The 18,812-nt window shown below is 63.4% G+C and carries 29 protein-coding genes; 21 read left to right on the plus strand and 8 right to left on the minus strand.

The window, feature by feature from the left end; genetic code table 11:
• Positions 1–156: 156 nt before the first annotated feature.
• Genes CH289_RS27525 through CH289_RS27540 form a run of 4 tightly spaced genes read left to right on the plus strand, consistent with a single transcriptional unit; the run spans position 157 to position 1,935 of the window.
• Complete coding sequence (locus CH289_RS27525; protein ID WP_094729072.1) at positions 157–363, plus strand: hypothetical protein; 207 nt, start codon at positions 157–159, stop codon at positions 361–363.
• 39 nt (positions 364–402) lie between these two features.
• Positions 403–1,269, plus strand: a complete 867-nt coding sequence (locus CH289_RS27530) for a hypothetical protein (protein ID WP_094729074.1) — start codon at positions 403–405, stop codon at positions 1,267–1,269.
• Positions 1,266–1,616: a hypothetical protein gene (locus tag CH289_RS27535; RefSeq protein WP_094729076.1), complete on the plus strand. Its 351-nt coding sequence runs from the start codon at positions 1,266–1,268 to the stop codon at positions 1,614–1,616. Before CH289_RS27530 ends, CH289_RS27535 begins: the two co-directional genes overlap by 4 nt.
• A 58-nt stretch (positions 1,617–1,674) precedes the next feature.
• Positions 1,675–1,935 carry a hypothetical protein gene (locus CH289_RS27540; RefSeq protein ID WP_094729078.1) on the plus strand — a complete coding sequence of 87 codons (261 nt, stop codon included), beginning with the start codon at positions 1,675–1,677 and terminating at the stop codon, positions 1,933–1,935.
• A gap of 54 nt (positions 1,936–1,989) precedes the next feature.
• Here the strand turns inward: CH289_RS27540 and CH289_RS28105 are convergent, their stop codons facing one another.
• Positions 1,990–2,175: a plasmid mobilization protein gene (locus CH289_RS28105; protein WP_143545143.1), complete on the minus strand. Its 186-nt coding sequence runs from the start codon at positions 2,173–2,175 to the stop codon at positions 1,990–1,992.
• 113 nt (positions 2,176–2,288) lie between these two features.
• Here CH289_RS28105 and CH289_RS27545 point away from each other — a divergent pair, with 113 nt between their 5' ends.
• The 7 genes from CH289_RS27545 (at position 2,289) to CH289_RS27570 (ending at position 5,894) form a co-directional block, all read left to right on the plus strand.
• Positions 2,289–2,504 (plus strand): hypothetical protein, encoded by a 216-nt coding sequence (locus tag CH289_RS27545; RefSeq protein WP_094729080.1) that lies wholly within the window; start codon positions 2,289–2,291, stop codon positions 2,502–2,504.
• Positions 2,505–2,600: 96 nt separating this feature from the next.
• On the plus strand, positions 2,601–2,882 hold the full coding sequence (locus CH289_RS27550; protein WP_143545144.1) for a hypothetical protein: 282 nt from the start codon (positions 2,601–2,603) through the stop codon (positions 2,880–2,882).
• Between the two features lie 34 nt (positions 2,883–2,916).
• A complete protein-coding gene (locus CH289_RS27555) occupies positions 2,917–3,273 on the plus strand; it encodes a hypothetical protein (protein WP_094729084.1) in 357 nt (118 codons plus the stop codon).
• 43 nt (positions 3,274–3,316) lie between these two features.
• A complete protein-coding gene (locus CH289_RS27560) occupies positions 3,317–3,703 on the plus strand; it encodes a hypothetical protein (RefSeq protein WP_094729086.1) in 387 nt (128 codons plus the stop codon).
• Positions 3,704–3,718: 15 nt separating this feature from the next.
• Positions 3,719–4,183: a hypothetical protein gene (locus CH289_RS27565; RefSeq protein ID WP_094729088.1), complete on the plus strand. Its 465-nt coding sequence runs from the start codon at positions 3,719–3,721 to the stop codon at positions 4,181–4,183.
• A 494-nt stretch (positions 4,184–4,677) separates the two neighbouring features.
• Complete coding sequence (locus CH289_RS28450; protein ID WP_155291694.1) at positions 4,678–4,818, plus strand: hypothetical protein; 141 nt, start codon at positions 4,678–4,680, stop codon at positions 4,816–4,818.
• Positions 4,819–4,871: 53 nt separating this feature from the next.
• A complete protein-coding gene (locus CH289_RS27570; RefSeq protein ID WP_094729091.1) occupies positions 4,872–5,894 on the plus strand; it encodes a DUF4192 domain-containing protein in 1,023 nt (340 codons plus the stop codon).
• Positions 5,895–6,071: 177 nt separating this feature from the next.
• Here CH289_RS27570 and CH289_RS28455 read toward each other — a convergent pair whose 3' ends face one another.
• Positions 6,072–6,245, minus strand: coding sequence for a hypothetical protein (locus CH289_RS28455; RefSeq protein WP_179276886.1), 174 nt, complete (start codon positions 6,243–6,245; stop codon positions 6,072–6,074).
• A gap of 489 nt (positions 6,246–6,734) precedes the next feature.
• Between CH289_RS28455 and nrdH the strand changes: the two genes are divergently transcribed.
• The 5 genes from nrdH to CH289_RS27585 are packed head-to-tail and all read left to right on the plus strand — an operon-like array spanning position 6,735 to position 8,736.
• Entirely contained in the window at positions 6,735–6,968 is a 234-nt protein-coding gene (gene nrdH, locus CH289_RS27575) for a glutaredoxin-like protein NrdH (RefSeq protein WP_094729093.1), read from the plus strand.
• Positions 6,969–7,000: 32 nt separating this feature from the next.
• Positions 7,001–7,141 (plus strand): hypothetical protein, encoded by a 141-nt coding sequence (locus CH289_RS28460; RefSeq protein WP_179276887.1) that lies wholly within the window; start codon positions 7,001–7,003, stop codon positions 7,139–7,141.
• Complete coding sequence (locus CH289_RS28465; RefSeq protein WP_179276888.1) at positions 7,138–7,275, plus strand: hypothetical protein; 138 nt, start codon at positions 7,138–7,140, stop codon at positions 7,273–7,275. Before CH289_RS28460 ends, CH289_RS28465 begins: the two co-directional genes overlap by 4 nt.
• A 49-nt stretch (positions 7,276–7,324) precedes the next feature.
• Positions 7,325–7,945 (plus strand): DnaB-like helicase N-terminal domain-containing protein, encoded by a 621-nt coding sequence (locus CH289_RS27580; protein WP_094729095.1) that lies wholly within the window; start codon positions 7,325–7,327, stop codon positions 7,943–7,945.
• Positions 7,942–8,736, plus strand: coding sequence for a hypothetical protein (locus CH289_RS27585; protein ID WP_256977616.1), 795 nt, complete (start codon positions 7,942–7,944; stop codon positions 8,734–8,736). Before CH289_RS27580 ends, CH289_RS27585 begins: the two co-directional genes overlap by 4 nt.
• 102 nt (positions 8,737–8,838) lie before the next feature.
• Here the strand turns inward: CH289_RS27585 and CH289_RS27590 are convergent, their stop codons facing one another.
• Genes CH289_RS27590 through CH289_RS27605 form a run of 4 tightly spaced genes read right to left on the minus strand, consistent with a single transcriptional unit; the run spans position 8,839 to position 10,722 of the window.
• Positions 8,839–9,183: a hypothetical protein gene (locus tag CH289_RS27590; RefSeq protein WP_094729099.1), complete on the minus strand. Its 345-nt coding sequence runs from the start codon at positions 9,181–9,183 to the stop codon at positions 8,839–8,841.
• Positions 9,180–10,007, minus strand: a complete 828-nt coding sequence (locus CH289_RS27595; protein WP_094729101.1) for a hypothetical protein — start codon at positions 10,005–10,007, stop codon at positions 9,180–9,182. Before CH289_RS27595 ends, CH289_RS27590 begins: the two co-directional genes overlap by 4 nt.
• Positions 10,008–10,064: 57 nt before the next feature.
• Positions 10,065–10,265, minus strand: a complete 201-nt coding sequence (locus tag CH289_RS27600) for a hypothetical protein (RefSeq protein ID WP_094729103.1) — start codon at positions 10,263–10,265, stop codon at positions 10,065–10,067.
• Between the two features lie 4 nt (positions 10,266–10,269).
• Positions 10,270–10,722 carry a hypothetical protein gene (locus CH289_RS27605; RefSeq protein ID WP_094729105.1) on the minus strand — a complete coding sequence of 151 codons (453 nt, stop codon included), beginning with the start codon at positions 10,720–10,722 and terminating at the stop codon, positions 10,270–10,272.
• Positions 10,723–11,108: 386 nt separating this feature from the next.
• On the opposite strand from CH289_RS27605, the gene CH289_RS28890 reads away from it, so the two are divergent.
• Positions 11,109–11,312 carry a hypothetical protein gene (locus CH289_RS28890; RefSeq protein ID WP_256977617.1) on the plus strand — a complete coding sequence of 68 codons (204 nt, stop codon included), beginning with the start codon at positions 11,109–11,111 and terminating at the stop codon, positions 11,310–11,312.
• The gene (locus CH289_RS27615; RefSeq protein ID WP_094729131.1) at positions 11,312–11,656 is read left to right on the plus strand and encodes a helix-turn-helix domain-containing protein; all 345 of its coding nucleotides are present in this window, start codon (positions 11,312–11,314) and stop codon (positions 11,654–11,656) included. Before CH289_RS28890 ends, CH289_RS27615 begins: the two co-directional genes overlap by 1 nt.
• Positions 11,657–11,667: 11 nt before the next feature.
• On the opposite strand, the gene CH289_RS27620 is transcribed toward CH289_RS27615, so the two are convergent.
• Positions 11,668–13,071 carry a pentapeptide repeat-containing protein gene (locus CH289_RS27620; RefSeq protein ID WP_094729107.1) on the minus strand — a complete coding sequence of 468 codons (1,404 nt, stop codon included), beginning with the start codon at positions 13,069–13,071 and terminating at the stop codon, positions 11,668–11,670.
• Positions 13,072–13,274: 203 nt separating this feature from the next.
• Entirely contained in the window at positions 13,275–14,801 is a 1,527-nt protein-coding gene (locus tag CH289_RS27625) for a toll/interleukin-1 receptor domain-containing protein (RefSeq protein WP_256977618.1), read from the minus strand.
• Between the two features lie 301 nt (positions 14,802–15,102).
• On the opposite strand from CH289_RS27625, the gene CH289_RS28470 reads away from it, so the two are divergent.
• The 3 genes from CH289_RS28470 (at position 15,103) to CH289_RS27640 (ending at position 18,787) form a co-directional block, all read left to right on the plus strand.
• A complete protein-coding gene (locus CH289_RS28470) occupies positions 15,103–15,483 on the plus strand; it encodes a plasmid mobilization protein (protein WP_179276889.1) in 381 nt (126 codons plus the stop codon).
• Positions 15,484–15,509: 26 nt separating this feature from the next.
• Entirely contained in the window at positions 15,510–17,237 is a 1,728-nt protein-coding gene (locus CH289_RS27635; RefSeq protein WP_256977619.1) for a relaxase/mobilization nuclease domain-containing protein, read from the plus strand.
• Between the two features lie 65 nt (positions 17,238–17,302).
• Positions 17,303–18,787: an ApeA N-terminal domain 1-containing protein gene (locus CH289_RS27640; protein ID WP_143545147.1), complete on the plus strand. Its 1,485-nt coding sequence runs from the start codon at positions 17,303–17,305 to the stop codon at positions 18,785–18,787.
• The last annotated feature ends 25 nt before the right edge of the window (positions 18,788–18,812 follow it).

An 18,812-nucleotide genomic window follows, 5' to 3' on the forward strand; every position in this document is an offset into this window, starting at 1 on the left:
CGAGCGGCCACCTGCCGAGAGGCGCACTGGCGAACACCGTCACCCAAACTCGACCGACGAGCCACGCACCCCGGTACACCGGGTGCGTGGCTCGAAATCATTCACATGAATGACAGTCGGCGGAACCAACCGACGAACTGCCGCGTCCAATCGGATATGGACGATCACGAGCGACGAGCAATCTGCGACGAAGGTTTCGACCCCGACGATCCGCACGTCATCTCGGCATTGCGGCAGGTCACAGCCACACTGCGTGCGTATCGCCATCTCCCCGACGGCTACCCCTGGCTCCACATCGCGTCCGAGCTGTACCTACCTGCGCCTCCACTTCCCGTATTCGACATCGAACACGCGTTCGAGTAGATTCGGAGTGTCCCACCGACACGGCGAAAGGTCGATTCCATGGCCGCAGCCGACCCCATCCCGGACCTGACCGGACTCGACAAAACAGCTCAGCTCGACGCCCTCCGCATGCGAATGGCTTCCATCCCCGGACGCCGCGACCACGCACCCACCGACCTACCAGCCGAACCTCCGGTCAAACCCGCGCCGCCCAACGTCGCCACAGCTGCTGTCGACGGCGCCAGCGACGGCAACGCCCTCACGCCCGCTGTCCGGTCTCGAACACTTCGAACCATCCCAGTACCCCTGCCGATGGCCGATCTACTCCCACACGGCGCTCTGGCCCGTGGAACAGCCCTCTCCGTCACAGGAGCCGGGTCCGTTCTCGTCGGACTCGTTGCCGCCGCGACCGCCGCCGGCCACCACGTCGCGATCATCGGGCAACCCAAATTCGGGCTACTCGCCGTACACGAACACAGAGGCGACCTCGCCCGAGTCGCTGTCGTGGATCCCGGAGACCCGGACACGGCTCTCGATGCCGCCAGTATCTGCCTCGATGGCCTCGACATCGTCGTGACCACCCTCGGCGGCCGTGACATCCCACCGACCCGAGCTCGTGCATTGTTAGCCCGATGTCGCAGTCACGCTTCGGTTTTGATAACCACCGACGGCCGCATGCCCGGCCTCGACCTCACCATTGCATCCCGGACCGTGGCAGTCGCAGGCATCGAGCAGGGCAGAGGCCGCCTACGTGCGATCACCGTCGAAACCGCCGTCCACGGCCGCGGAACACCCCAGCGCACCGGCCGCTACACCCTCACCGCACCCACCTTCGGCACCGACCAACACCTCAACTGGACGGCCGCCACCGACGACCAGGCAGCACTCACCGCCGCCACAAGCCGGACGCTCGCGGCCGCGCAATGACCACACAACACGACACTGCCGGCGACCTGTTCGCCCGCTGGCCCGTCACCTTCGACCCGCCCACACGCCGCATCGTCGACCCGCCCCGACCGGTCATCGTCTCCGTATCGGCGGCACTGCCAGGATCCTCGAGCACCTCGTTCCGCGACGGCGTGCCGCTCAAGGTCCGAGCCGAGGCCCTCACCGTCGACGTCAAGGTCCAAGGAACGTTGTTGGCGTGGGCACGGCTCGCCAACGGGGCATGGCTCGCATGCGTGAACTTCACCGTACCCACAGGAAACGGCAAGGGCCACTTGGACTTACAAAGCCAATGGGTGCCAAGTGACGCCATCACACCCATGCACTGAACCACCACCAGTGACGCGAGACAATAGAACGCACGCTCGACCAGAACACAGGAGACACATGAACATCGGCGACCGCGTCCACATCGCCCCCGGCGCATCCAGCGTCGTCGTCATCCGCGAAATCCACGACGAGGGCCTGGTCATGGTCGAACACGAGACACCCGGAACCGGCGTCTACCCCTACCTCACCAAGCCCGATCACTTCATCCCCGCCACCACAGAACAATCAGCGCCGGCCGCAGGCGACGAACCCGGCCCGGCCGAGCAGCAACCGGCCATCAGCGACGGCAGCTACCTCGACGAACTCAACACCAACTAACCATCCCGCAGGCCCGCGCAGCGCGGCCTGCGTTGTGGCTCAAAAGTCGGACGCCTACTGGCCACGGCGGAAAGAACGCCTCGCCGCAGCCACCCCGCGAGCTCGCAGATACGCACTCAACGTCACCCCCGCAGCGCCCGCGGCCTGGGTGACCTCGTCATGCTCCGACTCGGTGAAACGCACCGACACCACGAAATCAAGCGTCGGACCCTCCGACTTCGGCCTACCACGCTGCGTCATACACCCATTTTACCAACTACAATAAATGGTTGCGCAGCCCTATTTAACCGCATACAATAAATAGGAACCATCTCGGCGGAATGACTGCTACACAAAACATTCGGGGGAGGCACATGAACTACGAACAGCAACTACCTCAGGGGGCATCGACCCTGCTCGACATCCTGCCTGAGCTCGCCCTCTACGACTCCGCAGCCGCAGGCGAACGCCAAGCCGCCATGACGACCGTCCAGCGCCTCTCCGACGGCCTGATCACCGTCCCCGACCGTATCTACGTGACAGCCAAGACCGCGATAGAAAACGTCACACGCAAACAACTCACCAGCTGAAACGGCGCCCCAGGCGGACCCGAGCAGGAAGAACCTGTCGCACCCACCTGGCACCATCACCACCACACTCACGACATCAACCGGGGGAACCACATGATGACGAAGACACACAACACCCGTAACGCAGCAATCTTTCGCGCACTCACAGGCCTCGTCGCCATCGGCGTCCTCGCCCTCGTCCTGTGGATCAGCGCTCCCACCGCGAACACCGGCGGGCTCGCACCGGAATCACCGGTCAGCACCACCACCTACTGGACGATGATCGGCGTCACCGCAGCGATAACGGTCTTCGTCTTCGTGCCGCTTGCATTCCTGGTCGGACCTAAGATCATCCGTCGCTGGATTCACCGCACCAACGACAGTTCCACCCGCGACTGAACGGTCTCGACCCAGGAACAGAGGAGGCACCCAGATGGACCGCAATCTCGATCTCGCACGCATCGTCGCCGCCGCGTTCGCGGCCGGCAACATCGTCGCCGCAATGTACTACCAGTACCGCTACACCGTCGGACCCTCGTCGTCGAAGAACTTCCACAACGCACAACTCCACTGGATCCTCAGCGCAATCTTCGTCATCGCAGCAGTCGCCACAGACAGATCACTGTCGACGACAACCACCATCGTGATCGCCATCGCCGCGATCCTCGTACCCGCCGTACCGGTGTACTTCCTACGCCGAATCCGCGCCGAAAGGGCCCCCACGTTTCTCGACGAAATCGCGATGGACGACATCATCGACCGCGCCCACAACACCCCAGACAAACACTGACCGGCATGCTCATCCTTGCAGGCGGCATCATCCAAGAGGCCTCATGAACATCCTCACCGCCCACGGCGAACACACCAGACGCCGACGCCAACTCCGCAGCAACTACACCGCAGACAACGTCCAGAAATACATGGACCACGCCCACCACTACTCCCAACTGCGCATCACCCTCTACACCCTCAGCGAATACACACTCGGCCTACTCGCCCTCACCGCCGCCGCCTACAACGTCCTCCACATCTGGAACGGCGACAGCAACCACATAAGCATCATCGAAGTCGCATTCCCCCTCCTCGCAACAGCATTCGCCACACACCTGCACCACACCAACAAAAACCTCAACACCACACACGCCACCGACACCATCAACGACGTCAACAACGCCAAACACATCAACGAACTAAAGAACCGCGACCACGACCACGACTGACCCTTCCGGCCACCGGTGCTCGACACCGAGCGAACCACGACCACAGGAGGCACCACCATCGAGCACTACGACATGCCCCTCCTCCTCGTCCCCTACAACTACGCCACAACACGCAAACAACTTCGTCCACTCCAACAACAACTCTGGACCGCCTACACACCAGAACTCGCCGACCACTACACCCACACAGCCGAGAAATACCACTACAGCAAACTCACACTCCTCGAAGCAGCCCGCACACTCACCTGGGCAGCCCTGATAACCCTCACCATCAGCGCAATCCTCAACACAACCAACAACGGCATCACCCTCCCCACCATCCTCATAACAGCAACCGCAGCCCTCACCTGGGCAACCAAAGCCGCAATCAACAACAGCATCACCAACGAAATACTCAGCCCCTGCTTCGGTAACGGACTACGCATCATCGACACCGCCAAAACCGCCCACGAAACCCGCACCAACAACCGCAACAACTGAACAAACACAACACCAGCGCTACCGCGACACCGAGCCAGGTCACGCTCCGTCGCTCCCGCACAATCACTTTCGCAGCCGTACCCCACACCGCGCCGCCGTCGAGCCCACGCTCCGGCGGCGCAGGCGTCCCACCAGCAAGGCACCCGGTTCACAGGCAGGCCCTGGCGGGCCACACGCGGCCCTGCGGGCCGCCCCGAATGGAACTCCGCTGCGCTCCGCTCTCAACAGCGTTGAAAAGCATCAATTTCTTTCGACGTCGGTGGCTTCTCCGAGCATTCAGCACCCGTGACCTGCGCATCAACCGCCGGCGGCTGACGCCGGCCCAAGGGCTCCGAAAAACTTTTCACACCCACACTCGCTGCGCTCGCGTGAAAACTTCCCCGGCCCGACCGTTGACCCTCCGGCCCCGTGCGCTGAATTTCTCTCCCCAGCCACCACGGCAAAAGAAATTGGCAGGGCGAAGGTCCGGCCACCGTCACGAGGGAGAGGTCACCATGCGAGCACAACACCCCAGCACCGCCGACGAAATCGACATCCTCGTCCACCGCCAAGGCAAACCCGCCATCCGCCGCACCGTCAAACGCGCCAGCGCCAGACGCGACCGCCGAACCGCACGCCGCGAACTCCGCAACTAACCCACACCGCCCGTCCTGCAACCCAATTCAGCACACACCGAAAGGCATTCACCATGACGCAAGACCGCATCTCCTTCGCCACCGCCGCCGACACCCTCGCCGCCATCCCCGCACTACTCGGATTCACACCCGAAAACTCCGTCGTCGTCATCGCCCTCGCCAAGGACGCCGCTGGTGGTGGCCACCTCGTCGCAGCCGCGATGCGAGTAGACGCATTCGGGGCCGAAACCGCAGCGACCCGGCTAGCGGCCGCCGCAGCCCGCCAAGACATCGACGGGCAACCCGTCACCGCCGTCATCCTCGCCGCCATCGCAGACCCCGCACACGCCGGAGCCGCGTTGATCGGACTCGACGCGATCCGCGAAGCAATGGCCGGATCCGCAATCGACACCCTTCTCGCCCTGCACGTCTACAGCCTCACCGCCGGGACGATCTACACCGACCTCGACCGCAACACCGACGGAATCGTGCCCGACCCCGCCCTCAGCGAAGCAGCGACAGCAATGGCAGTCGAGGAAGGCGTCTCGAGCACCGGCCGCCGCAGCGACATCGCAGCACGATTCGACCAAGGCGCGGCCATCCCCGAATCGATCGGGCTGGCCGCCGCGACAACGATGGGGGAGGACTTCCTACCCGTCACGTTCGACGAGCTCGCCGCCGTGATCCACGCCCGCGAAATCCCCAGCGCAGACCTCACCGCCCGCGTCGGACTCGCACTGTCCACCGGGCACACCGAAGTACGTGACGCGTTCCTCGCGATGGCCACCCACGGCGCACGCGATGCAGGAGAGACGTTCGTCCGCATCGCTGCCAGGCTCACCGGAACCGCCCGCGCGCACGCCCTCACCCTCGCAGGGCTGTTCCACTACGCCGTCGGCGACGGAGCAACCGCCGGTATCGCGATCGAGACCGTCAACCGGGAGACCACCCCATCGACTCCGATGCCGAGCCTGGCCCGACTGCTCGACACCGCACTGCAAGGAGGCGCACCGCCGAAACTCATCCGCGACGTCATCGCCGTCATCACCCCGCACTACGTCGCCGACCACATCGGCCGAGTCCAGAGCTACACCTAGACAAAGACCGGGCGCGGTCCCTCACCGCCGAGGTGGCCGCGCCCGGCAGCTCGGCTCACGGCGTGGGGTCGGTGCTTCGGGCATCGAGCCCTCACACCGACAAGCGCGAACTCGACCAGCAGCCCACCCCGGAGCAGGCGGCCCACCTGTACCCGGGGTGAACGCAGCGGAAAGCGCTCAGAGAGAGGTCGGACGGGCTGGCCAGGTGACATCGACGTCGCCGGCCGACTCCGGACGGGTCTCGTCCACCGGAATACCGGCCACGATCGCATCCAACGCGAGATCAGACGGCGCAGGCGAGGCATTCACCACCGCTTTCGACAATGCGTGTTCGACCTTCGAGCGCTTCATACCCGGCACCCTACCGGCCGACCTTCGGCCGGCACCCGGACTGAACTCCGCTCGCTCCGTACCTCACGACAAGGGAAGAACGTTCTTGTCGGCATCTGGCTTCGAACGAGAATGCGGCCTCCGGGCACCACCGGTCAACCCCTGGCGTCGCGAGCTCCGGCCAAGGCTCCGAACACTTTTCACACCCACACGCGCCCTGCACGCGGTGAAAACTGCCCGGCCCAAGCATTGACAGGCGTCCACCCGTCCACCGCTGTCTCTTCCCTGCGCCAGATCACGGCGAAAAAAACGTGGCACAGCAACACGGACAGGCCGCTCGGCCAGTTCCAAAGGGTGGCTGGAGGTGCTGCATGTGGTTCACGTGGAATGACGAAAAGTGCTCGACAACAACAATATTGATGTATTTAGCGTAGTCGAATAAATCTAGACACACGGCCGTATATTCGATAGAATGAAACCCAATCGAGCACATCCGAAACGGAGACAATCATGCCGATCACCGTCTACACCAAACCGAACTGCGGACAATGCGACGCCACGAAAAGCAGGCTCGACAAGCGCGGTCTCGAGTACCAGATCGTCGACATCACCGAAGACGACACCGCCCGCCACTACGTCACCTGCGAACTCGGCTACCTGCAAGCGCCCGTCGTGGTCGTCGACGACAACACCCACTGGAGCGGCTTCCGGATCGACGCAATCGACAAACTCGCAGCAGCCTGACCACTCGGCAACCACTAAAGGAGGCACCCGCCATGCGACTCGTACCCGTCTACACCCTCGACCCCGACTACATCGACCGCCAGATCGAAGCCGAACTGCACGCAGAGCAGCGCAGCGCGCCGGTCTCCGAGAGCGAGATCCCGCGAGTGGATCACGACAGGATCGCGTCGTGACCGCCACCGTCACGGATGCACACGTGGACCACTCCACCGCTGGCCGTGCGGGCCTGGCCCACCGCCTCTCCGACGTCGCGACTGTGCTCGACGCCGTACGCCAAGACCTGGCCGGCGCTCTCGACACACCCTGAAACCCCACCCGTCCGAGATCGCCGCGACCCGAACACGAGGCCTTGTGAGATGAACGCACTACGCGCAGTCCCCACACCGGATGAAGAAGCAGGACAGAACGAGGAGTCGTCGTCCGCAGCGGTGGTCGAGGTCCTCACCTCCCTCGCGGACGAGCTCGCCTACGATCCCGCCACCGACCCCGAAGCGCTGCTGCTGTGCGCCCTGATGTGGAGTGATCACACCGGGGGACTGCCGACCGAAGATCGACGGATCGCCGAAATCCTGGCAGACCGCGACTTCGAGATCACCGCGTACGGGCGATTGTTCACTGTCATCGCAGACCTCATCACCGCCGGCGAGCACTACGACCCAGCGAGCGTCACCATCACACTCGTTCGAGCCGGAGCGGACGGCGAGAAAGACGCGAATGTGCGGCGCAGGCTCAACGAGGTCATCACGGCCAGAGCCGACGGATACAAAGCCACCCACTACGCCGACATGGTCCTCTCCCAGTCCTACCGGCGCAGCTTCCACACCGCCGCCGCCGCGATCATGCAGGCCGCCGAAGAAGCACCCGAGGAATACCTGTTCGAGCACATGCTCGAACACGGCCGCCGCCAACGCGCAGCATTCAACCGGCTGAACCAGTTCCGAAGCGCACACACCGAGAACAACGAGAACCCGGCATGACAAGCTCGACAGCGATGACCGACGAACACGCCACCGATACCGACGACACACTCCCGGCGCACGTCCGCGACACGATCACCGCCGTCCGCAGCGCCGCACGCGACCTCGAGCCCGCCGACACCGGCCCGGACGCGCTGACCGTGCAGGTGTGCTCGGCATCGGAACTGTCCTACGACCCAGCGACATGGACGACACTGGGCACCTACCTCGCCGCCGATGCTGCCCTGCTCGCCGATCGGCTCGTCGACGCACTCGGGGACAGTGCCAACCTGCACACCGACACCGGAGTCCTCGTCGTCACCCACACCTACACCGCGGAGGACACGGCTATGAGCACCCACGACATCACCGTCGAACCGCCGCTGCTGACACTGCACGCAGAGCGTGTCGACGAACTCGACGACAGCGTGAAAGACCCCACCGGGAACGACTCGCTGCTGCGGCTGCAGCAACACTGGCTCCTGCAAGCTGCTCTCGATACCGGGGTGATCACCTACGACCGCCAGAAGTGGGGCGACCTCACACTGTCGGCGACGTTCGAGGAACCGAACCAGCACGAGATCGTCTACCAGATCACCTACGACATCGCCGGTGCACCGAACGTCACCGACGGCGCGGCCACCGACTACCCAGCCGACTTCAACGAGCTCGACGACGACGCCCAAAACCTAGTTCCGTCGACACTCGTCCCGAACCCGCCCACCGCAACCAATTGGTTGAGCATGATCGTCGACGGCCTCAACGACCTACACCGCGGCACTGCCATGCTCGCCCGCGGCTGGCCGCAGTAAGTTACCTGTCGCACTGGCCACCTGAGGCCGTACCCGAACACGACGCAGCGTCTGACACCCTTCTGTGTCAGGCGCTGCGTCGTGTTCGAGGTGGCTGCCTGGTCAGTCGTCGTGACCGTGATACGTCCGCAGTAGCTGCGCAAGTGCGAGCGCACCGGTGGGATCGTCGAGCGAGGGCGCGAACAGTTCGACCAGGTCGAGATCCCCGGAATCACGGACCGCATCGAGTAGCTCCAACGATGCCCGAACTTCGAAACCCGGTCCGGACAACCGGTTGATCGTTGCCAACAGTTCGACGAAACGCGGCGCAGTCTCCAGCTGCAACGTGTGCCGCATCAGCTCGAACGCCGTCACCGCCTCCGGCGATCCGAGTTCGGCAAGTACCGCCACCTCCGCAAGGTCGGACTCAGACAGAGCGCCGCCGTGATCGCGGCCGCCGCCGGTCACGCCCGCGCCCCGTCTGCCGGCGCGGAGCCGCCGGCGAAGCGAACAGTGTGCGCGAGCAGCCTGTCGAGCTGCGCGGTCAATTCGATGACCTGGTGCGCGTCGACGACCGAATCCAAGGCCGCGAGGTTCGCGCGCAGGCGGGTGATCTGCCCGTACCGCTCCACTGCGGCAGCGTCGGTATCGGAGAGTGCGACGCTGTGCGCGACGAGCACGATCGACCGGGCGTCGATCTCGGTGACCGCGCCCTCCAATCGGCCCGGCGCGGCCGCAGTCAGTTGGTCGACGAGTTCACCGGCCACCTGCCGCGCCAGCGACGTGGGGTAGTCGCCGAAGACCGAGGTCGAGTCGGGAAGCGGATCCGGGCGCACCGACCGGACCTGAACCTCGAGCACATCGACCCGCTCATGTCCGTCGGGGAGCGGCGGCCGCGCAGAGAGCACCGCCGCAACGGCCGCGCGGACATAGTCCGGTGGGGAGAGTTCGGCGCCGCGGACACCAGCGGCATAGTTCGGGATGGCCGCCAACGCGCACGCGATCTCACCGGGCGACCCGACCACGAAAACATCGGTCTCGGTGTGACCCTCGCCCTCCCGGTTGATGGTGACCGCGAGCTCGTCGGCCTCGCGCAGTGCGGTCACCGCTTCGGCCTGCGTGATCGCGAACCGGGCCGCAGTGGAATGGGTGAAGAAGTGCCCGCGGGTGTGCACAAACCCGGGGTCGCCGTACTGATCGAGAGTGGCGATCTCGACAGAAAGAAGGGCAGCGGACCCCGGCGAGGTCGGAGGTGGTCGGTGGGCGGGTGTGGAGTGTTCGGTTGTCGTCATGTGGGAAGGCCTTCGGGTCGAGGATTCGGCACGGCACGTACGCGGTGTGGCCGGCGGTCAGAACGCGGCATCGAGAGGCAGCAGTCGGATGACGGCGACGCTGAGTGCGCAGACGCCGCCGATAACGAACAGGGTCTTCGACAGCCGGTCCATCGGCGCACATACAAACGGCATCAAGGCGAAGCGGATACCGGCCGCACCGATCGCGAACATGGAGACGAACACCAACAGCCACACACCTGTGTTGAGGACGCCCATCGGGTCAGCTCGCGTTCGCGTAGTTCTCGCCCGACACGCTCTGCCCTGATCCTGTGCGATCGGTATCCGGCGACTGCCCGGTGTCCGGCGTCGCCTCTGTAGCGGTCTGCTCGCTGGTGGTGGCTACCGCCGGCCGCACGCGCGGTGTACGTGAGCTGCCGGACTTGGTTGCCGCAGGGGTGCTGGCGGTCTTCTTGGTGGCTGCTGAGTGCGGGACTTTGAGACCGGACGCGCGAAGCTCGGCGGCCGACCAACCACCGTCGAGTGCGGCTTTGATCGCGGCGAGTTCCTTCGCGCCTGCTGCGCGTTCGACGGCGTTCGCTTCGGCGACCTTCGTTGCGGCCGCGGTGCGTTCGTTCTGCGCGGCAACGATCGCGTCGATGAGACCGAGGCGGGCATCGAGGGCGGCTTGCGCGGCGGCGCGGACGGTGGACGGGTCGAGCGGTGAGAGTGACATGTGCGGGCCTTTCGGAGACGGCGTAGAGCGCACACACAATCGATGTGTGGCGCTGCTTCTGACGCGGTCTCGGGCGGCCCGCACGGCTGCCCGATATCCGAAGGCAACGCTATCGAATACAACCGACATATGCACGCGCACCGCCGACTGTATGTCTTGTGCGGCATATGCCGTGCGCGGTATACTTAGGTGGTGGATGTTGATGCACCGGAAGAGTTCTTCGACTGGCTCGATCGCGTCGAGGCCAAAGCCGACGCGGGTGATGCCGCGTCGGTGCGGGTGCTTGCTCGGGTGACCGATGCGTTGGTGCAACTGCGCGAGCTCGATGGTCCGCGGCGGAGGATCGGCCGGACCTCAAGCGGGTGCGGCAGTCGAAGAAGTTTCCGGTGTGGCGGACTGCGCATCCGTTCGATGCGCAGATCGCGCTGCGGTTGATCTGCTGGTTCCCGCCGGGCAGCAACTCGGTGGTGGTGGCGTTGTTTGCGGCCGACAAGGCGCGGATGGGTGATGTGTTCTACGACGGTGTCGGTGCCAGGGCTGATGTCGCGATCGAGCGGTGGCTACGAGAGACCGCAGAAGGAGAGCAGTGATGAGCGAGAAGACGTTCCGGCGCGCGAACGACCGGATCGAACAGCTACGTACCAAGCCCGCTATCTCGGAGACGGTGGTCGAGTTCGCGGCCGAACGAGAGGCGATGAACCGCGTGTACGCGGAAGGTCTCGCCGACATCCGTAAGGCCGGCAACCTCACGCAAGTGGAGATGGCCGCGTTGCTCGGAACGAATCAAGGTGCGGTGTCGCGCATCGAGAACCGTGACGACCTGTTGCTGTCGACGCTGCGGCAGTACCTCGCCGCGACCGGTGCTGTGCACCCGAAGATCGTCGTCGAAAAAGACGGCGTTGAAATCGCGCTCGACCTCGACGCCTTTGCATGATTGCGGTCGCACTAATGACGAAGTATTCGCCGCACTCGGGCCATAACTCGGCTCCCTGTGTCCGTCGCCGGCGCCGGCGCCGGCGACGTCGATACGTCATCGTCTTCCGCGTCTCGAACGATGTTAGAAGTTCGGCCTTCTGGACTGTCGGGGGCTGGAGGCCATGACCGCGGTTGGATGTTCTGCGGCAGAGCAGATTCATTCCAGTTGACGGTCGGAATGACCTTCCACGGCTTCGTGGTCCTACGAAAAACGATTGATTGTGCGTTCGCGAGAGCATCACCGGTTAGCAACACGGTCCCATTGAACTGGGCGTCGGAAAAGTCGAGGACAGTCGTCGAGCTGACCCATTGGGGTTGAACGTAGGTCGATCCATCCGGTTCGAAACTTGCTTTCCGGAAGTCCACCCGGTTGCCGCGAAATGCGGTGCCTATGAACGAGGTTTCTTTCACGAACCGAGTGCGCTTGAAGATTGCATCTGCGGCGAATGTTGCCCGCTCGAACTCGACCCTCCAGTCGAGGGTCGCACCGGAAAATTGTGCTGTCTCATAGAAGTGAGCGCCGGTGAAATCGGCGGTGCACAGGATGCTGTTGCTGAAGTCTGCGGTCCCGGTGAAGGTGGCGTTGGTGAAGATGACTTGGCCCTCGAACCGGCAGTGTCTGAAGGCCACTGCGCCGAGCGCGGCACCGGTGAAATCGAATCGGCACGGTGACCATGGGCCTTCCCCGGGATCGGGATAGTCGGACGTCTTCGACGCAATGACCGACAGAATAGCTTGCCGGACCTCCTGTTCTTGCCTGATCAGAATGAGGCTGGCCGCACTTTGATCTCGCCACCGGTTTGCCTGAGCCGCGATCCATCCACGCGCCACCCCTCTGGAGACGGAGCCGTCCGGCTCAACGGGCTCCGGTGTGCGTAGATAGGCGCACAGAACGTTGATGCATGTTTGACGTTCACTCGGCTTCCGGGCCGCCGCCCAATCGTCAGCTAAGGCGGCCATCGCGTACACGCCGGCAAGTCGGATAGCGAAAGATTCCGATCCGAGCTGCTCTGCGGCGGCGGTGTATCGATCACGCAAGGTTCGTGTGGCTTCGTGTCGGAACTGCTCGGCGCTAAGGTTGTGGGAATTCAGGGCAGTCAGTTGCACTTCCTCGCTCGTCCGTTGGCGGCGGTAGGCGAGGAAGCCTGCTCCGCCAAGGCCGATGATTCCGATGAGAGCTACCGTCGTGCGCGCCGAATCGAAGAGCTGCTGCCCGGTCACTCCTTGTAAGTAGAAGTTTCCGAACGGTCCTTGTTGCTGCCATGCGAAGAGGTAGAAGAGAACGAGGCCAGCCGCCGTCGATGTGCCGATGCCGCCGACGACCCACCACGCCTTTGTTGGTGTGGGTTCTGGTTTGCTGTCGCGTCGCGCCATCTTTGAATGTAACCACCGATCGCCTTTGTTGCGGCCGCTTCCATTCGGGTGCAGGACGGAACCTTGTGGTTGCCCCCAACTGTGGATCGGACTTGGTCCTCATGTGGATGTCCGAGAGTTTCCGGGCCGCTCCGCTTGATCTCAGGCACCCACAATCGGATCCGAATCCACAACCGGGGATAACCTTCAGAGTTGGACGATGGTCACCAGTATCCGCGTGAGACCTTGGCGAGTTGTTCTGCGTAGCTCGTCATTGCGGCCTCCGCGCGGTCCCTTTGGCCACCGAAGAGCCCGGCCTTCAGCGGGCCGAAGTTGGTTCCGGCGGTGTCTAGTAGTTGGGCGTACTCGTCCACGGGGTTAGTCCTGCTGTGCTTGTACCGCCAGGCGGACCGTCCGAACCAGTGGGTGCCGCTGAGCCAGGCCAATTCAGGGTTTTGCTTTGCGAACATGCTGATGATGTCCGTGGTGACGAGTCCGAGCATTATTTCTGCGCGGTCGAACGCATTCTCGTAGGAGTCGTTGTCGGCGAACTGGCCGGCGAATACTGGGCGGAGCATTACGCACATCCAGTCCGCAGTCGGTTGCAGCCTGTACGGGATGCTTTGCCCCCGAAGGGCGGCTAGTGCGGATTCGAGGGTGTACTTGTCACCGTCCGCCGCGTACGCGAGTGCGCTGGGTGCGTTCTTCCCCGCTTCGGCGAACGGGGTATAGAAGTCGACCGCCTCGGCAACTGATGTCACGGTGGTGTCTCCTGCGCGGACCGGCACAGTGGTCTCGATGAGGAGCTGGCGGAAGTTGTCCCAGCGTTCGTCACCGACGGTGGCTACAGCTGCGGTTACGACGTAGGCGAGCATCGGCATGTATCGAAGCTTTATGAGCACGGTTCGTCCGCCGACCATCTCGGCGGCATATGTGTGCAGTGCTTTGAGGGCGCGGATCCACGGCGTCAGTTGTTCGGCCTTGGTGGCGTACCGGGCTGCGACTTGAAGCGACCAGCACAGTGGTTCGATGAGGTGCCAATAGTCGGTGGCCAGTTCAGCTATGAGTAGATCTAGATCGCGGTCGGCGTTGTCCGCTGTGACATTGAGCGGAAACCGATCTGTCGATTTCAGTTCGGCCAGAACGCGCTGAGTCTCGGAGGCGACTAGGTCATCGAGCTCGATGCGCTTGGTGGGGTCGAGAATGAACGTCTTCGTCAGCTCTCGCAGTTTGGCCGGCAGATCCTTTTCGGACAGCTGTTTGACGGACGCCTGGATCGTTGCGGGATCGGAGGTGGGCCCGCCGAACACGTCCTGGATTCTTGCGATGAGTTTGACAGCCTCAGTGGTGTACCTGTCACCGAAGAGATCGGAGTAGTTGATTCCGCGCAATGATTGCCCGGCTCCGAGGGGCCAATCATCGATGTCGCCGTCGTCGAAACGTACGGGTATGAGCCAGGTCTTCCCGGGGCGGCGTTGCCTGTATTCCTCCACGGCTATGGATATCTCGTCGTTCATGACTGACTTTTCTTTGGACCGCTGGTTCTCGGAGAAGCAAGCCAGGAAGACAGCGCTACCGTCACGAATCGCATCGCGGATGACGCGTTGCCATGAGTCACCCGGGCCTAGTGAATCTCGATCGCGCCAGTACGGGATATTGGCGGCCTTCAGCAGGTCGCACAGTTTGTCTACCTCTGCTGCGTCCTGTCGGACGTAGGAGATGAATACGTGCTTCGCACCGGACGATGTCATGAACCAAAGTCTAGAGACCGTCCCGTCTCTTTTTGGGTGTGTAACCGCATCTTGCCTTCGGCGGCCGCAGATCTTCCGTGCACGGAATCGGAAACTCGCGGCGCTCGTCCTGAGCATCTTTTCCGGCGACCCACTCCGCATGCTCCGCGAGCCACTAGCGATGCGCGGGCGGAGCAAGCTATTACTTGGGTGCCCTAAATCTGGCGATTTCGGCGGGCAGCTGCCACACTGTTGGTGTGGGTCCCCAGGTGTGGGGTCGCTGCGCTGGGCAAATGTGAGGTGCGGACTTGAGGAGCGGGTGATGGGGGAGACCAAAGCAGGGTGGCTGCGCACCCGTCAGTCGAACGTCGTCGGCGGCCGGATGCACCGACATGTCGTGAAGCTGACCGAGGAGCAAGAGCTCGCGGTCCAGGCCGCTGCACGGGTGCAAGGTGTGACGGTGGCGCGGTTACTTGCTGATTCGGCGTTGAAGGCTCCGCGGGCGTCGGTGTCGCGTGAGGATCTGACTGAATTGTTCGCGGTCACCAAGCTCATCGCTGCGGTCGGCCGCAACCTGAACCAGCTCGCGAAGGTCGCGAACGCGACGGGCGAGGTGCCACCGGAAACGGCTGCGGCAGTGGATGCGGTGCGCAGGGTTTTCGATCGACTCGAACGACTCCCACGGGATCTGGTCGGGCGTTGATTCCGAACATCACTCGGGGCGCGAAAATGACCGGGCTCGTGGTGTATCTCGCCGGGCCGGGCAAGTCGAACGAGCACGAGAACCCGCACGTCGTCGCCGGCCACGAAACCATCATGTACGCGGCGCCATCGGGCGAGCTGTCACACGAGGACGCGATCGAGCTTGCTGGAAAGTTGGACGCTGCTCGGGTGGTGTTCGGTACCGAGGTGACCGTCACGAGCAAGCGGAAGATGAACGCTGCGATCGACGACGGTATAGCCCGGTCGGTCGCGTTGGCCGATGCGACATCGGATCAGAACGTATGGCATTGCTCGCTGTCACTGAACCCCGACGAGGGTGAACTTTCGGACGAGAAATGGGCTGCGATCGCCTCCGACTTCATGAAGGAGATGGGGTTCGACGACCCGGACTCTCCACGCGCACCTGCCCGCTGGGTGGCCATCCGTCACGGCAAGACCACCGCGGGCGGCGACCACATCCACATCGCTGCATCGGCGGTCCGCGAGGACGGTACGAAGGTCAACACCTTCAACGATTTCAAGCGTGCCCAGACCGCCTGCAACGTTCTCGAACACCGCCACCAGTTGGTGGTCCTGTCCTCGCGCGAAGCCGAACGCGGAAACCGCGGAATCAAACCCGCCGAAGCGGCACGCGCCCGCCGCGCGAACGCGCCGGAGACTGCGCGTGAGGCGATGGAGCGGACGGTGCGTGCGTGCGCGACGGCATCGAAGACCGAAGCGGAATTCGTGCGACGACTGCGCGCCCGGAAGCTGTTGGTGCGCCCGCGCTACGAGAAGGGAACCGCCGGCGAGGTCGTCGGATACTCCGTTGCCACGACGCCGACACCGGCCGAGCGAGCCAACGGCGGACGACCGGTCTGGTACGGCGGCGGACGGTTGTCGAAGGACCTCACGTTGCCGCGGTTGCGGGACGAGTGGGATCAGAGCGAAGACGCACGGACAGCGGCGGCCGCGGAATGGAAGGCAACGCGCCGCGGTACAGCGGTGACCGTGAGCAATGGCCGCGAACGCGCGCCGATCGACCCGGAGCTGATCGCCCGCGCCGCCCAGGACATCGGCAAGTGGAACGCCTATCTGGCGTCGATACCGACCACCGATACCGCGCAATGGGCGCGCGCTGCGGGCCGCACATCAGGTGTGTTCGCAGCATGGTCGGCGCGGATGGAACCGACACCGGGACCACTGGCAGCAGCCGCCCGCACCTTGGCCGACTCGGCGCAGATTTCAGCGCACCAGCGTGCCCCGGTGTCACCTAAAAGACTGTCCGCAGGCGGGGCCGCACTGATCTTGCTGCAAGTGGGGACAACCGATCCGGCCGCGGGGTACATGCTGCTGTTGCATCAGTTGACCAAGACAGTGCAAGCGATCGCGGACGCGCACCGCGCCGCAGGGGATCTGGCCCGAGCGTCGACAGTGGAGACGTTGGCGCGAATCGAACTCGCGGCTGTGCGTGCACGGTTGCAGCCCGTGTCCGAGGCTGCTCCGGCGACGTCACCGGTTTCGGTTGCCGAGCGCACGCGGCCGTTGACGGCCAGTGAGCAACGCAAGGCGTACAACGCGGAAGTCGATGCGCGCACTGACATCTCCGAGGAGATCAAAGAGGTTCTTAAGGCACGCCACGCCGACACTGTCGGGGTTGCCAAGTCGAAGGGGCGGCGATTGACCGAGTCACCTCAAGCTAAACCGACCCGAGACGGACAGCTGAACCGTGAACCTAGGGACAGAGGACGATGAGCATTGCTGCAACGGCCGCAGATCAAACAGGTGCTCTCGAATTGACTCAGATTAGGAACTTTTGAATGCCCTCCGCGCTGAATCTGTCGACCATCGAACCGGGGGACTATCCCTGTGAATGGCATGTCTCGGACTCAGACGGTGAAGTGCAGACGCACGCCGGAACAGTCGATCTCGTGGCGTCGCGATCACCTACAGGAACGGTCCACGGCGTTACTGGGAAGTTGATCACTCATCCAGAAAGCGGTGAAACGTCAAGTACATTTCCGCAGTATCTCGACTTTCCGCTGCTGCGCGGCCGGTTGGTCAATCAAGGGCTCGACATTGCCCTGATTGGCGCGCAAATAACGATCATGGGCAACGAAGTGTCGTGGGTGCGGGCAAGCGCCGCAGTCGTCGGAGTCGAATTGCCGCCCAGCGACGAGTTCCGGTTCCTCGGTGCCGAAGTTCAGATCACCGCCCTCGATGTGCTCGGCGGTCAAACGCCGCTGGAGACCATCCGCTATCCGACTAAGGATTGGGCGGGAGGGGAGTGGACGGTCCAGGGGAACGGCGACAGTAAGCAGGTGTGGACCGACTCAGAGATCGAGGTCAGCCACGAGTACAACATGACCGCGCGCATGCACGATCCGTACGAATTCAGACTGCGCTACATCCCGCTCATGCGCTTCAATAAGCATTCGCCCATAGGGATTCAAGCGTGGATCGATCTGTGGATCGAGCCCCTTAGGGACGTGGCGTCGCTCGCCACCGGCAAGACCGAAAGGATTACCTATCTCGGACTACTACCGGACTTGCACGCCGAGGGACGTTTGGACGCTGTGGCACAGCTTTTCGCCGCGGGAATTAGTCAAGAGGTGTTCCACTCCAACAAGGACGACAGTGCGCGAGTGGGAGCGGCGTTGAAGTTCTCGAAGGTCTCGCCCATCGATTTGATTCGTGCGTCACTGGAGGCCAGGTCTGCGGGAAATCCACTTCTGCAGACCTACCGGCCGGGGATGATGGACCAGGATCAGCACCCACGTGGCCGCTACTTATTCGCGATGCAATGCCTGGAAAGTCTGCACGGTTTCGAGAACCAAGAGGCGATCCGATCGAACCAGCGGAGCCACAATCTGAAGCGCTGGAACTTCTTTCAGCATCTGGACTCCATACGCAAACTTGAAGGCTCAAGTTTGACCGGTAAGGACTGGAAGTTCGCGAAGTCAGCGCTCGGTCACCGAGCTACGTCAGGTCTCGACGCCGCTTTGAAGCAGTTGATCGAGATGCTTCCTCCGAGCTCGGTGCAAGTTGAGCTCGATGCGCTGGCTCTTGTAGCGGAGGTGAGGGCTGCGGTGTTGGAAGAGAATTCAACTGCAGACCCGCCGGTACCCGAGAATGTTTTACGTATGGTGCGAAATGATCTCGCACACGGAACGCGAGACCACCCGGCGAGCAGCCTTGCCGGCGCTAGCGAGGTTCTCCACCGGATCATCAGGGCACATTTGCTGCGAGTTTTGGGGTGTGGCCACGAGGAGCAACAACGAGCGCTGGAATCCGAGCGCAGGTAGGGCCCCGCCAAGTTAGGGGAGGCCC

The organism is Rhodococcus sp. RS1C4 (assembly GCF_002258225.1).
GTDB lineage: Bacteria > Actinomycetota > Actinomycetes > Mycobacteriales > Mycobacteriaceae > Rhodococcoides > Rhodococcoides fascians_E.

Excerpts from the sequence above, each read along its gene's own strand:
- CH289_RS27525 (WP_094729072.1), top strand. The coding sequence starts at position 157 with ATGGACGATCACGAGCGACGAGCAATCTGCGACGAAGGTTTCGACCCC.
- CH289_RS27530 (WP_094729074.1), top strand. The coding sequence starts at position 403 with ATGGCCGCAGCCGACCCCATCCCGGACCTGACCGGACTCGACAAAACA.
- CH289_RS27535 (WP_094729076.1), top strand. The coding sequence starts at position 1,266 with ATGACCACACAACACGACACTGCCGGCGACCTGTTCGCCCGCTGGCCC.
- CH289_RS27540 (WP_094729078.1), top strand. The coding sequence starts at position 1,675 with ATGAACATCGGCGACCGCGTCCACATCGCCCCCGGCGCATCCAGCGTC.
- CH289_RS28105 (WP_143545143.1), bottom strand. The coding sequence starts at position 2,175 with ATGACGCAGCGTGGTAGGCCGAAGTCGGAGGGTCCGACGCTTGATTTC.
- CH289_RS27545 (WP_094729080.1), top strand. The coding sequence starts at position 2,289 with ATGAACTACGAACAGCAACTACCTCAGGGGGCATCGACCCTGCTCGAC.
- CH289_RS27550 (WP_143545144.1), top strand. The coding sequence starts at position 2,601 with ATGACGAAGACACACAACACCCGTAACGCAGCAATCTTTCGCGCACTC.
- CH289_RS27555 (WP_094729084.1), top strand. The coding sequence starts at position 2,917 with ATGGACCGCAATCTCGATCTCGCACGCATCGTCGCCGCCGCGTTCGCG.
- CH289_RS27560 (WP_094729086.1), top strand. The coding sequence starts at position 3,317 with ATGAACATCCTCACCGCCCACGGCGAACACACCAGACGCCGACGCCAA.
- CH289_RS28450 (WP_155291694.1), top strand. The coding sequence starts at position 4,678 with ATGCGAGCACAACACCCCAGCACCGCCGACGAAATCGACATCCTCGTC.
- CH289_RS27570 (WP_094729091.1), top strand. The coding sequence starts at position 4,872 with ATGACGCAAGACCGCATCTCCTTCGCCACCGCCGCCGACACCCTCGCC.
- CH289_RS28455 (WP_179276886.1), bottom strand. The coding sequence starts at position 6,245 with ATGAAGCGCTCGAAGGTCGAACACGCATTGTCGAAAGCGGTGGTGAAT.
- nrdH (WP_094729093.1), top strand. The coding sequence starts at position 6,735 with ATGCCGATCACCGTCTACACCAAACCGAACTGCGGACAATGCGACGCC.
- CH289_RS28460 (WP_179276887.1), top strand. The coding sequence starts at position 7,001 with ATGCGACTCGTACCCGTCTACACCCTCGACCCCGACTACATCGACCGC.
- CH289_RS27580 (WP_094729095.1), top strand. The coding sequence starts at position 7,325 with ATGAACGCACTACGCGCAGTCCCCACACCGGATGAAGAAGCAGGACAG.
- CH289_RS27585 (WP_256977616.1), top strand. The coding sequence starts at position 7,942 with ATGACAAGCTCGACAGCGATGACCGACGAACACGCCACCGATACCGAC.
- CH289_RS27595 (WP_094729101.1), bottom strand. The coding sequence starts at position 10,007 with ATGACGACAACCGAACACTCCACACCCGCCCACCGACCACCTCCGACC.
- CH289_RS27600 (WP_094729103.1), bottom strand. The coding sequence starts at position 10,265 with ATGGGCGTCCTCAACACAGGTGTGTGGCTGTTGGTGTTCGTCTCCATG.
- CH289_RS27605 (WP_094729105.1), bottom strand. The coding sequence starts at position 10,722 with ATGTCACTCTCACCGCTCGACCCGTCCACCGTCCGCGCCGCCGCGCAA.
- CH289_RS27615 (WP_094729131.1), top strand. The coding sequence starts at position 11,312 with ATGAGCGAGAAGACGTTCCGGCGCGCGAACGACCGGATCGAACAGCTA.
- CH289_RS27620 (WP_094729107.1), bottom strand. The coding sequence starts at position 13,071 with ATGGCGCGACGCGACAGCAAACCAGAACCCACACCAACAAAGGCGTGG.
- CH289_RS27625 (WP_256977618.1), bottom strand. The coding sequence starts at position 14,801 with ATGACATCGTCCGGTGCGAAGCACGTATTCATCTCCTACGTCCGACAG.
- CH289_RS28470 (WP_179276889.1), top strand. The coding sequence starts at position 15,103 with ATGGGGGAGACCAAAGCAGGGTGGCTGCGCACCCGTCAGTCGAACGTC.
- CH289_RS27635 (WP_256977619.1), top strand. The coding sequence starts at position 15,510 with ATGACCGGGCTCGTGGTGTATCTCGCCGGGCCGGGCAAGTCGAACGAG.
- CH289_RS27640 (WP_143545147.1), top strand. The coding sequence starts at position 17,303 with ATGCCCTCCGCGCTGAATCTGTCGACCATCGAACCGGGGGACTATCCC.